This window comes from Denitratisoma sp., assembly GCA_032027165.1.
Lineage (GTDB): Bacteria > Pseudomonadota > Gammaproteobacteria > Burkholderiales > Rhodocyclaceae > Desulfobacillus.
The window spans coordinates 1827353-1839538 of record JAVSMO010000001.1; the positions used below are offsets into that span (position 1 = coordinate 1827353).

10 protein-coding genes are annotated in these 12186 nt (G+C 68.9%); 4 read left to right on the plus strand and 6 right to left on the minus strand.

Going from position 1 to position 12186, the window contains the following annotated elements; translation table 11 throughout:
• Nucleotides 1-75: 75 nt before the first annotated feature.
• Complete coding sequence (locus ROZ00_09025) at nt 76-3015, minus strand: PAS domain S-box protein (GenBank protein ID MDT3736353.1); 2940 nt, start codon at nt 3013-3015, stop codon at nt 76-78.
• A 129-nt stretch (nt 3016-3144) separates the two neighbouring features.
• On the opposite strand from ROZ00_09025, the gene glpK reads away from it, so the two are divergent.
• A complete protein-coding gene (gene glpK / locus ROZ00_09030; GenBank protein ID MDT3736354.1) occupies nt 3145-4632 on the plus strand; it encodes a glycerol kinase GlpK in 1488 nt (495 codons plus the stop codon).
• A gap of 14 nt (nt 4633-4646) precedes the next feature.
• Here the strand turns inward: glpK and ugpQ are convergent, their stop codons facing one another.
• Nucleotides 4647-5375: a glycerophosphodiester phosphodiesterase gene (ugpQ, locus tag ROZ00_09035; GenBank protein ID MDT3736355.1), complete on the minus strand. Its 729-nt coding sequence runs from the start codon at nt 5373-5375 to the stop codon at nt 4647-4649.
• A gap of 14 nt (nt 5376-5389) precedes the next feature.
• Nucleotides 5390-6676 (minus strand): extracellular solute-binding protein, encoded by a 1287-nt coding sequence (locus tag ROZ00_09040; GenBank protein MDT3736356.1) that lies wholly within the window; start codon nt 6674-6676, stop codon nt 5390-5392.
• A gap of 65 nt (nt 6677-6741) precedes the next feature.
• On the opposite strand from ROZ00_09040, the gene ROZ00_09045 reads away from it, so the two are divergent.
• The 3 genes from ROZ00_09045 (at nt 6742) to ROZ00_09055 (ending at nt 9544) form a co-directional block, all read left to right on the plus strand.
• Entirely contained in the window at nt 6742-7968 is a 1227-nt protein-coding gene (locus tag ROZ00_09045; protein ID MDT3736357.1) for a CaiB/BaiF CoA-transferase family protein, read from the plus strand.
• 151 nt (nt 7969-8119) lie between these two features.
• Complete coding sequence (locus tag ROZ00_09050; protein ID MDT3736358.1) at nt 8120-8863, plus strand: hypothetical protein; 744 nt, start codon at nt 8120-8122, stop codon at nt 8861-8863.
• Between the two features lie 108 nt (nt 8864-8971).
• Complete coding sequence (locus tag ROZ00_09055) at nt 8972-9544, plus strand: hypothetical protein (GenBank protein MDT3736359.1); 573 nt, start codon at nt 8972-8974, stop codon at nt 9542-9544.
• A gap of 19 nt (nt 9545-9563) precedes the next feature.
• Here ROZ00_09055 and ROZ00_09060 read toward each other — a convergent pair whose 3' ends face one another.
• The 3 genes from ROZ00_09060 to ROZ00_09070 all read right to left on the minus strand — a co-directional run bounded on the left by ROZ00_09060 (nt 9564) and on the right by ROZ00_09070 (nt 12138).
• A complete protein-coding gene (locus ROZ00_09060; GenBank protein MDT3736360.1) occupies nt 9564-10067 on the minus strand; it encodes a hypothetical protein in 504 nt (167 codons plus the stop codon).
• A gap of 71 nt (nt 10068-10138) precedes the next feature.
• Entirely contained in the window at nt 10139-11476 is a 1338-nt protein-coding gene (locus tag ROZ00_09065; protein MDT3736361.1) for an ATP-binding protein, read from the minus strand.
• Nucleotides 11473-12138 carry a response regulator transcription factor gene (locus ROZ00_09070; GenBank protein MDT3736362.1) on the minus strand — a complete coding sequence of 222 codons (666 nt, stop codon included), beginning with the start codon at nt 12136-12138 and terminating at the stop codon, nt 11473-11475. Before ROZ00_09070 ends, ROZ00_09065 begins: the two co-directional genes overlap by 4 nt.
• Nucleotides 12139-12186 lie beyond the last annotated feature (48 nt).

The following is a 12186-nucleotide window of genomic DNA, read 5'->3' on the forward strand; positions in this document are numbered from 1 at the left end:
GCGAAAGGCGCCCTGCGGCGCAAAGAGGTCGGATTTTAGCATCGAAGCCCCGGCGCCGCCCCGGCCGGGCAGGCTTCAAAGAGAGGTGACGGGGAGGGAGAAATGGAAGGTGGCGCCCTGTCCCGGCGCACCCTCCGCCCAGACCCGCCCGCCATGGCGCTGGACGACGCGGGCGACGATGGCGAGGCCGACCCCGGTGCCCTCGAAGGCGGAGTCCCGGTGCAGGCGCTGGAAGACGTGGAACAGCTTGCCGGCGAAGGCCATGTCGAAGCCGGCGCCATTGTCGCGCACGAAGAAGCAGGCTTCGCCCGCCTCGACCGCGCCGCCCGCTTCGACCACGGCCTGTTCGCACTGTCGTGTGAACTTCAGGGCATTGCCCAGCAGATTGAGCCAGACCTGCCGGATCAGGCTGCGGTCGGCCCGGACCGTCGGCATCGGCCCGATGCGCACATCGATCCTGCGTCCGGCGCCGGCCTCGGGCAGTTCCGACAGCACCTCGCGCGCCAGGCTCGCCATGTCGATCGGCGCGCGCTTCAGCTCGACGCGGCCGATTCGGGCAAAGTCGAGCATGTCGTCGATCAGCTCGCCCATGCGGATGGCGTTGGAGATGATGCGGTCGAGCTGCCCCCGGCCCTCGGCGCCGATCTGGGGCGCGTAATCCTCCTCGATCACCTTGGCATAGCCGGCGATGGCGCGCAAGGGGGAACGCAGGTCGTGGGAGACGGAATAGCTGAAGCTCTCCAGCTCGCGGATCGCCTCCTCCAGCTCCATGGTGCGCTCGCGCACGCGATGCTCGAGGTCGACGTTGAGGTTGCGGATCTCCTCCTCGGCACGCCGCTGGTCGGACACATCCCGCACGATGGAAATCATGCAGGGCGTGCCGCCGATCTCGATGGCGACCGAGGACGTCAGCATGTCGCGCAGCGTGCCGTCCTTCGTGCGCACCTCGAATTCCACGTTGCTGACGCTCCCCCTGGCCTTGAGGTCGGCCAGGAAGCGGCTGCGCTTCTCGGGATATGCCCAGAGACCCAACTCGACGGTGGTATGGCCGACGGCTTCATCGACCGAAAAACCGCTCAGGCGCTGGAAGCCCTCGTTGGCGTCCAGAATCAGGCCGTCTTCGAGCCGGACGATGACGATCCAGTCGGGGCTGGCATGGAAGACCTTGGCGAACTTTTCCTCGGACTGGCGCAGCGCATCCTGGGCGCGCTGCACTTCGGTGATGTCCCGGCCGACGCCGATGATCTGCTGCTCGCCGCCGATCTCGGCGAGCACGCAGGAACCCTCGACCAGGATGACCTCGCCGCTCTTCTTGCGGAAATGCACCTTGAAGCCGTGCCATTCACCCGCTTCCCGCAATCGGCGCACCAGTTCCTCCCGCTCGGCGGGCTCGGCCCACAGGCCGATCTCCAGCGCCGTCCGGCCGAGCGCCTCCTGCGTCTTCCAGCCGGTCAGCCGCTCGAAGCCCTTGTTCACGGCGACGAAGCGGCCATCCTCGAGCCGGCTGACCGTGGCGTAGTTGGGGTTGGCGTTGAAGGCCTTGGCGAAGCGTTCCTCGGAGCGCCGCAATGCCTCCTGGGCACGCTTCAGTTCCGTGATGTCGCGCGAGGTGCCGATCAGATGCGGCTCGCCGTCGAGCTCGATGATCGTCGCGGAGCTCAGCACGTCGCGGATGCTGCCGTCCTTGGTGACGAAGCGGGCATCGAAATCCCGCACGTTGCCGTGCGCCATGAGGCGGCCGATCATTTCCTCGCGCTCCGCCCGGTCGGCCCACAATCCGAGATCGGCGGTCGTGCGTCCCACCGCCTCGGCGGCGGAATAGCCGGTCAATATCTCGAATCCCCGATTCACCTCGACGATCCGTCCATCGGATATCCGGCTGATCATGATGAAGTCCGGATTGGACTGAAAGGCCTTGGCGAACTTGTCCTCCGAGATGCGCAGGCTGCGCTCGCGTTCCCGCAACTGCGCCAGCAGGCCGTAGAAGGCCTGCGCCAGTTCCCCGACCTCGTCCTCGCGCATCGACAAGCGGGGCACGGCCGCATCCGGACGATCGCGCTGCGCGCTGACCTGCCGCGTCAATCGCTCGACAGGCCGCACCAACAGGCCGGCGAGCAGCCAGGCGCACAGCGCGCAGGCCAGCATGGACGAAAGCGCGACCGCGATCACCTTGCCGCGCGCTTCATGCAGAGGTGTATACGCCTCATCCAGGGGATAGACGCCCGCGACGAACCAGTTCGTCTTCTTCAGCTGCTTGAAGCTCATGAGCGCACGGAGCCCGCTGCTGTTCTCGCTTTCCTCGGTGCCCTCGAAGCCCTCGCCGGCCCTGTCCGCGGCGGGGTTCGCCCCGACCGGGGGAGAGTCGGCGAGTATCCGCGACTTGTCGGGGTGGAGCACCAGCTTGCGGTCCCGCGAGGCGACATACAGGTAGCCGGTCCGGCCGATGAGGGCGGTTCGGGCCTCGCCGAACAGGCGCTCGTTGAGCAGGTTCAGGGTGCAGGCCACCACCAGGTCGATCCTGCCGTCTCGAGCCAGGCTGGGGGCGGCAACGACCACCACCGGCGCGCCGCTGACCTTCCCCCGTATCGGTTTGGAGATCACGGCGGCCCGCGTTGCCATGACCTCGCGGAAGTATTCCCGGTCGGCAAAATTCCCGTCCTGGATCACCGGCAAGGGAGGCTGCTGGGCCAGCGCCCGTCCGTCGGGCGACAGGGCGAGGCAGCGGTCGATGGCGCCCATCGGCATCGGCAAGTGGCTCATGTAGTGCTCAATGGCTTCTCTTGAGCCGATGGCGATGGACGGCACGCCCCGGGCCACCGCCTGGGTCGTCTCCAGGGCGATGCCGAGGTCGTTGTCCATGCCTCTCGCGGCATAGCTGACAAGGGAATGCAACTGGTTGGCGACGCCGGTCTTGATTTCCTGGCGCACGCCCAGCCAGGACAGCCAGGCCGCCGCCAGCGCCAGCACGGCCAGCATGGCCGTCAGGCCGAGCGCCAGCTTTGCTCTCAGGCGCATGTTTAGCTGACCCCTCTCCGGCCCGGTGTTGTTGTTCTTGCTGAACCCATCGAATCCCCTTCGGCAACGCTAAGTTACTATAACGCTTACGGCAATATCCGGAAGTATTTAACGCTCCGGCATCGCAAAATGACTCTTCTGCTCGCGCTCGACCAGGGCACCACCAGTTCCCGCGCCATCGTCTTCGATGCCCGGGGCCGCGAACTGGCGAGCGCGCGGAAGGAGCTGCGCCAGATCTTTCCGCAGCCGGGCTGGGTCGAGCACGACCCCGTCGAGATCTGGCGCGACCAGCTCGCCGTCGCACAGGATGCCCTGCGCCAGTCCGGCGCGAGCGCAGCCGACATCGCCGCGATCGGCATCGCCAACCAGCGCGAGACCACGGTGCTGTGGGAGCGCGCGACAGGCCGCCCCCTCCACAACGCCCTCGTCTGGCAGGACCGGCGCACCGCCGAGGCCTGCGGGAAACTGAAAGCAGCGGGCGCCGAGGCGCAGGTGCGCGCCAAAACCGGCCTGGTGCTCGATCCGTATTTCTCCGCCACCAAGCTCGCCTGGCTGCTCGACCATGTGCCCGGCGCGCGCGACCGCGCGCGCCGCGGCGAGCTGGCCTTCGGCACCGTCGACAGCTGGCTCGCCTGGAACCTCACCGGCGGCCGGCTGCATGTCACCGATCCCTCGAACGCCTCGCGCACGGCGCTCTTCGACATCCACGCCGGCGACTGGGACGACGAATTGCTGGCGCTGTTCGACATCCCGCGCGAGCTGCTGCCGCGCGTCGTGCGCTCCAGCGCGCTGTGCGGCGAGGCGGTGCCGGACCTGTTCGGCGCGGCGATTCCCATCGGCGGCATGGCGGGCGACCAGCAGGCCGCGCTGTTCGGCCAGGCCTGCCACGGCGAGGGCATGGCGAAAAACACCTACGGCACCGGCTGCTTCCTGCTCATGCACACCGGCCGGCGCGCCGTCGCCTCGAACAACGGGCTGATCGCCACCTGCGCCGCGCAGACCGGCGAGGCGCTCGAATATGCGCTGGAAGGCAGCGTCTTCATCGCCGGCGCCGTCGTGCAGTGGCTGCGCGACGGGCTTGGCCTGATCCGCCAGGCGTCGGACATCGAGGCACTCGCCGCCAGCGTGCCGGATGCCGGCGGCGTGGTCTTCGTGCCGGCCTTCGCCGGCCTCGGCGCGCCGCACTGGAATCCGCACGTGCGCGGCACGCTGGCCGGCCTGACGCGCGGCACCGGCGCCGCGCACATCGCCCGCGCCGCGCTGGAGGCCATCGCCTTCCAGTCGGCCGAACTGGTGCAGGCGATGGCGGCCGATTGCGGCCGGCCGCTGGCCGAGCTGCGCGTCGATGGCGGCGCCACCGCGAACAACCTGCTCATGCAGTTCCAGGCCGACCTGCTCGGCGTGCCGGTGGTGCGGCCGCGCATCCAGGAAACCACCGCGCTCGGCGCCGCCTATCTCGCCGGCCTGGCCGCCGGCGTCTGGCACGACCGCGAGGAAATCGCCGCGCAGTGGGCGCGCGAGCGCAGCTTCGAGCCTGCCCTGCCGGCTGCTGCGGCGGCGGCGCGCATGGCGGAATGGCGCCGCGCCGTCCGTTGCGCACTGACTTTCGCAGAATAGGGCCCAGCCGCCGCTCAGGCGGGTGCCAGCAGATCGATCCGGTCCGTGAAGATCGCCGCCACGCCCTGGCGCAGGAGCAGGCCGGCGTCCTCCGGGTCGTTGACGGTATAGACGAGCAGCGGAATGCCGGCCGCCCGCACTTCATCGAACAGCTGCGGGGTCAGGCAATGGCGGCTGCAATGCAGGGAAAAACACGCCAGGCGGCGAAAGGCCTGCTGCCAGTCGGGCGGCGGCACCTCGAACAGCAGGCCGCGCGGCAGTTCCGGCGCCGCCTCGCGGGCCGCCTCCAGCGCTTCGAGGGAGAAGGAGGACAGCAGCGGCGGCGAAGCGTCAGCCCACAGCTCGCGCGCCTCCAGTGCAACCTTGCGGCCCGTTTCCGCCTCGCGCCCCGCCGACGGCTTGATTTCGACATTCGCCCACAGGCCCAGCGCCAGGCACAAACCGGCGGCATCGCCGAACGACGGCAGCGGCTCGCCGGCGAATTGCGCACTGTGCCAGCTGCCGGCATCCAGCCGGGCCAACTCGGCATCGCTCGCGTCGGCGACGCGGCCGCGGCCGTCGGTCGTGCGTTCCAGGGTTTCGTCGTGGATGAGGACGGGCGTGCCGTCCGCCGACAGCATGACGTCGAATTCGACGGCGCGATAGCCGAGGCTGGCCGCGATGCGCAGCCCGGCGAGGGTGTTTTCCGGCGCCAGCGCGCCGCCGCCGCGATGGGCGATGAGGCGGGGATGGCGCCAGGACACGCGGCGCCCCGCGGCTACCGGGTCACCGTGCCGTCGGTCGGCATCGGTTGCAGCACCGGGTTGCCCCTTCTGACTGCCGTATCCAGGGCTTCCTTGGCCGGCTTGAGGTTGGCCCAGACGGCTTCCAGTTCCTCGTGCAGGATGGCACGCACGCGGCTCATGCCGAACACGGCCTTGGGCTTGGCCGCGGAGGCGAATCGCCGGTCCGACAGGCGCTCCACCGCCTTGCGCAGCAACTCGGGGGGGGCACCCTCCGCCGCCAGCCCGCCCACCCCGGCGGGCGTCATCGGCAGGTAGCCGGTGCTGCGTACCCACTGCCGCTGCACGTCCGGCCGCATCATGAAGGAAATGAAGCTCGCCACGACCGCATATTCCGGCTTCTTCTTGCCCGCCAGCACCCACAGTGCGGCGCCGTCCGGCAACAGGCGGCCGGGCGCCGCGCCGCGCACGTCGTCGTAGTGCGGCAGGGCGGCGACGCCGAAATCGAAGGGCTTGCGGCGCAGCAGCTGCAGGTACAGGGAGGAGTCGCTCGTCAGCATGCTGCATTCGCCCGACATGAATTTCTCGTCCGCCTCGCGGCCCGGGCCGAAGGTGCGGAAATAGAAGCTCTTGTGCCAGCTGGCCAGCAGTGCCACGTGCTTGACCTGCACCAGGTTGTTGAGGACCAGCCCGGTCTTGCCGCCCTGCTCGGGACTGACGATCGGTTCGCCGTGCTGGGTGGCGGCGTTCTCCAGGAGCACCCAGGCCGGGTTGGACGAGGTGAACGGGCAGCGGCGGTCCACGTCGAAGACCTTGCCGGCCGCCGTCTGCAGCTCCCACCAGGTGACGGGCGGTTTCGCCGGGTCGAGTTTCGCCTTGCGGAAGGTGTCCTTGTTGTAGTACAGGACCGGCACCGAGAGCGCCAGCGGCAGCGCCTGGATGCGGCCCTTGTTGTCGTCGACGACGTCGGCGAGGACGGGGAAAAGCGCGGCGGCGTCGAACTTCTCCTTCGCGCCGGCCATCACCTTGTAGAGCGGCAGCATGCGCGGGTGGCTGTCGAAGAACTTCTGGTACTCCTCGTCCTCGAGCAGGGCCAGGTGCGGCAGCTGATGGGGATCGGCGGCCATGCCCACATGCTGCAGGACCACCTTGCCGGACCTGCTTTCGGCGTTGAAGCGTCCGACGAACTCGACCAGCGCGGCGGCAGCCTCGCCGGTCATGGCATGGCGGAAGACGATCTCGGGCGGCGGCGGCGGCGCCTTGGCCGCCTGCGCCAGCGCGGACAGGCCGAAAATGATGGCGGCAAGCAGTTTGGGGAGCATGCGGAATCGGGCCCTTCGGGTGAAGTTGGTATATTACACCGCTCGTTTCCCTTACATCACCCATCATGTCCGGCGCCCTCTCCCACCTTCGCATCCTCGACCTGTCCCGCGTGCTGGCGGGCCCCTGGTGCACCCAGAACCTGGCCGACCTCGGCGCCGAGGTCATCAAGGTGGAGAAGCCGGGCAGCGGCGACGACACCCGCGCCTGGGGCCCGCCCTACCTGAAGGACGGCGCGGGCCGCGACACCGGCGAGTCGGCCTATTACCTCTCCTGCAACCGCGGCAAGAAATCCATCGCGCTCGACATCGCCCATCCGGACGGCCAGCGCATCGTCCGCGAACTGGCGTGCCACTGCGACGTGCTGGTGGAGAACTTCAAGGTCGGCGGGCTGGCCAAGTACGGCCTCGACTGGGACAGCCTGCGCGCGATCAACCCGCGCCTCGTCTACTGTTCGATCACCGGCTTCGGCCAGGACGGGCCCTACGCCGGCCGCGCCGGCTACGACTTCATCGTGCAGGGCATGGGCGGACTGATGAGCGTCACCGGCGAGCCCGACGGCGTGCCCGGCGGCGGACCGCAGAAGGTCGGCGTCGCGGTGGCGGACCTGTTCACCGGCATGTACGCCACCGTCGCCGTGCTGGCGGCGCTGACTTTCCGCGAACGCACGGGACAGGGCCAGCACATCGACCTGTCGCTGCTCGATGCGCAGGTGGCGATGCTCGCCAACCAGAACATGAATTTCCTCGCCTCCGGCCAGGCGCCGGCGCGCCGCGGCAACGCCCATCCCAACATCGTGCCCTACCAGACCTTCGCCACCGCGGACGGCCACGTCATCCTCGCCGTCGGCAACGATGCCCAGTTCCGCCGCTTCTGCGAACTGGCCGGCCGTGCGGCACTGGCCGACGACGAGCGCTTTGCCAGCAACCGCGCCCGCGTCGCCCACCGCGACGCGCTGATCCCGCTGCTCGAACCGCTGCTGCGAAGCCGCACGACGCACGCCTGGGTCGAGGCGCTGGAGGCGGCCGGCGTCCCCTGCGGGCCGATCAACCGGTTGAACGAGGTCTTCGCCGACCCCCAGGTGCAGCACCGCGGCATGCGCATCGACCTGCCGCACCCGTCGGCCGGCAGCGTGCCCCTCGTGGCCAGCCCGATCCGCCTGTCGGCCAGCCCGCTCGAGTATGCCGCGCCGCCGCCCCTGCTCGGACAGCATACGAATGAAATCCTGCAGCAATTGCTGGGGTTGCCGGACGACGAACTGGTGCGGCTGCGGAATGCGGGCGCGATCGGATGATGCACGGGAAATACCGCCTTGCTGGCCCGCAGGCGATCCAGTAACATCCAACCGGAATTTCAGCCGGAAACAATCCGGCGACGAACATAAATAATCAATTGGCTCGCAAGCCCTGCCGGCAAAGGACGGTGGCGGGGCGGATCAGACAGAGATGAACAAGTACCAGAGAGTCGTGCTCATCGTCGCGGCGGTGAACGTCGCGCTGATGCTGCTTTTCCCGCCCTTCCTCGACAATCCGCTCCGGCGCGGCGCGCCGCCCAGCTTCGAGGGCTTCTACCCCCTGTGGTCCGCCCTCGGCCTGAAGCGCATCCACAGCGAGCTGCTGACGCTGCAGATGCTGTTCGTTGCCATCAACGGCCTGCTCGCCTGGCTGCTCCTCGACCGGCAGACGGCCAAGGGCGAAGTGCCCGAGTTCCGCTACACGCGCGCCATCAGCTTCTTCCTGGTCGGCAATCTCGCCCTGCTGTTCGCCTTCCCGCCCTTCGAATCCTATGCCTCGCTGGCGAAATTCGAGGCGCCGAGCTTCGGCGGCTTCTATTTCGTGCTGGGCGACAAGAGCCACCGCCACTTCTTCATCCCGCTGCTCTACATGGAAGTCATCCTGGTCGTCGCAAACGTGCTGGTCGTCTGGCTGCTGTTCAACAGCCTGCGGCGCGCCGAACTGTTCGCCAAGGAGAAGATTCTCGAACTGGCGCAGAACCTGCCGGCCACGGAACTGGCCGAAGTCTCGAAGACCCTCGGCTACAAGGCTGTGCACCCCGCCGGCGTGCCGACGCCCCACGAGCCGCACCTGGGCGCCGGTCCGGACCGGCGCAAGTACCAGGATCCGCGCTACCGCGGTCCGGAACGCCGCAAAGGCGGCGATCGCCGCTTCAAGATGCGCGCCGCCCAGTAGGGCCTGTTGGCCGCCGGATTGATTTGGGCGGCAAACTCCTCTACGCTTGCGGCACAACAACAATTACAGGGAGGATGTCCTGCGGCGATCACGCCGGCGGAGTTCTGCATGAACCGACAGCAAGCCATCGCCCTGTGGGTCGCAGCCGCCAACCTGGTGCTGGTGCTGGCCTTCCCGCCCTACGACTACCTTTCCCTGGCGCAGGGCTACGTGCCCACCTTCGGCGGCTTCCATTTCGTCGGCACGGCCCCGCCCAACAGCCTGCTCAACCACAACTTCCTCATCCTCGAGGAGATCGTCATCCTGATCGATGCCGGCATCGCCTGGCTGCTGCTGCGGGAGAGGGCGCCGAATGCGGGCGGGCGCTTCAGCCGCGGGCAGCGCGCCGTGCTGTGGCTGGTCGCCATCAACCTGGTGCTGATCCTGCTGTTCCCGCCCTTCGAGCACTACCAGGCCATCAGCAAGACGGCCCTGCCGTCCTTCGACGGCTTCTACTTCGTCTTCGGCGACACGGCCCAGAAGCAGATCGTCTCGGCCCTGCTCTACATCGAGGCCGCCCTGGTCCTGATCAACGGCGGCCTGCTCTGGCTGCTCTTCGCCGACGGCCGCGGCAACAAGCTTTCCACGGAAGAAAAACGGGCGCTCGCCAAGGCCCTGCGGGAACACCAGCAGGGCGACTAGCCGGAGCGCCCGCGGCGGCTCAGTGCTTGAGCGGCTGCCAGCCCGGATGGTCGAAGTGGCTGGCGTATTTCTCCAGCGCGCTCCCCACCTTCAAGGCGCCGGTCTGGCGCTTCACTTTCTTCGCCTTGCCCTCCATCGCCTCGACGCCCTCGAGGATGTCGGCGATGACCAGATGCAGCTGTGCGTCGGCCTTCGGATCCAGCTTGCAGCCGGCGATGATGCCTTCCACCTCGCCGTGCACTTTCTTTGCCAGTTCGCCGTATTTGGCGGCGGAAAGCTTGTTCTCGTGGACCTCGTGGTGCACGGCGTCGATGCTGTTGCGGATGTTCTCCATGCCCTTGCGCAGCGGCGCGTCGGTTGCCCACTTCTTGCCGTTGTTCAGCTCCAGCTTCGCCGGCGCCGCGCCGTGTTCGTGGTCATGGCGATGGCTTGCCTTCTCGGCGGCGGACAAGGGCGCGGATGCAAGGGACAGGGACAGGAGCGCCGTTCCCAGCAGGCTCCACATGCGGTTGCTTACAGACATGATTCCTCCAGATGAATGCCCAATCGGCAGGGACAGTTTCGGCCCGGAGGCTTAAATGCAGCTTAAGGAAGTCAGCCGGCCGCGGGCGGAAACGCGATCTCGACCCGCAGGCCGCGGCCGCCGGGGCCCGCCCCGAGGGAAACCTCCGCCCGGTGCAGGTCGGCGATGCGCCGCACGATGGACAGGCCAAGGCCGCTGCCCTCCTCGCCCGTGCCGAGCACGCGGTGGAAGCGCTCGAACACCTTGCCGCGCTCCGCTTCGGGAATGCCCGGCCCGTTGTCGGCGACGGCCAGCGACACGCCCCCGGCCGCAGGCTTCACCGAGACTTCCACCTCGCCGCCGGGCGGCGTGTAGCGCACGGCATTGTCGAGCAGGTTGCGCAGCAGCACGGCGAGCAACACGGCATCGCCGGCAACCGGCGCCGCTTCACCGGGCGCCAGGCCCACCTCGACGCCCTTGCCGGCGGCAGCCGGCGCGAGTTCGGCGACGCCCTGCTGCGCCAGCGCCTGCAGGTCCACCCTCTGTCCGGGCGGCAAGGCCGTCTGCGGATCGAGCCGCGCCAGCACCAGCAGCTGCTCGACCAGGTGCGCGGCACGGTCGGTGCCGCTGACGACATTGGACAGCGCGCGCCCACGCTCGCCATCGCTTGTCGCGCCGAGCGCGACCTGCGCCTGCGTCTTCACGGCAGCCAGCGGCGTGCGCAGCTCGTGCGCGGCGTCGGCGGTGAAGCGCCGCTCCTGCTCCAGCGAGGTGCGCAGGCGGTCGAAGAGCGCATTGAGCGCGGCGATCAGCGGGGAGATCTCGCGCGGCGCGTTGCCGGCGTCGAGATGGGCGAGGTTGTCCGGCGCGCGCTGCGCCACCTCGCGCGCAATGCCGGCCAGCGGCGCCAGGCCGGCGCCGACCGCCAGCCAGATCAGCAGCCCCAGCGCCGGCAGGGCGAAGTACAACGGATGCAGGAGGTGGCTGGCCACGCTTTCCGCCAGCTCGTTGCGCAATTCGTAGCGCTCGCCGACCTGCACCAGGTAATGGCGGCTCTCGTCCCAGCGGCTGAAGATGCGCCAGCGCTTGCCGTCGATCTCGGCATCGCCGTATCCCTCCGACCGGCTTTGCAGCCGCGTCTCGGGCGCGCTGGACGAGCGCAGCAGCAGCCTGCCCTTCTTGTCCCAGACCTGGAAGGCGATCTTGCGCTCGTGCTTGTACTGGCGCGGCACCGTCGACTCGCGATCGTCGTCCAGCTCGTGCTCGAGCTGGGCGGCGATCAGCCCGGCCGACTGGGCGAGGTGGGCGTCGAGCATCTCGCCGATTTCCTCGCGCGCATCGAAGTAGGTGAACACCGCCGTCGCCAGCCAGGCGGCCAGCACGGTGCCGGAGAGCAGGAACAGCAGGCGGCGGCGCAGCGAGGGCTTCATGCCGGTTCCCTGGAAATCATGTAGCCGACGCCGCGCACGGTGCGGATCAACTCCGGCGCCAGCTTGCGGCGCAGGTGGTGCACGAAGACCTCGACGGCGTTGCTCTCGATCTCCTCGCCCCAGCCGTAGAGCTTTTCCTCCAGCTGCGCCTTCGACAGCACGCGGCCGGCGTTGAGCAGCAGCGCATGCAGCACGGCATATTCGCGCGCCGACAGCTCGACCGGACGGCCTTCCCAGCTGACGCTGCGCGCCGCCGGATCGAGGCGCAGGGCGCCGTGCTCGAGCACCGGCTCGGCCTGGCTCCTGCCGCGGCGGAGCAGCGCACGCAGCCGCGCCTGCAGCTCGCCCAGGTCGAAGGGCTTGACCAGATAATCGTCGGCGCCGGCATCCAGCCCGGCGATGCGGTCGGGCACGGTGTCGCGCGCCGTCAGGATCAGCACCGGCACCGCGTTGCGGGCGGCGCGCGCCCGTGCGAGCACCTCCATGCCCGACAGGCGCGGCAGCCCGAGGTCGAGCACGACGGCATCGTAGGCCTCGCCGGCCAGCGCCAGTTCCCCCTCGCGCCCGTCCTGCGCCCAGTCGACGGCGAAGCCGGCCTGCTGCAGGCCGGCGCGGATGCCGTCGCCGAGCAGGCGGTCGTCTTCGACGAGGAGGATTTTCATGCCGGAATCTTACACGCCGTATCGCCGGGACTGACTTTTGCAGACGGC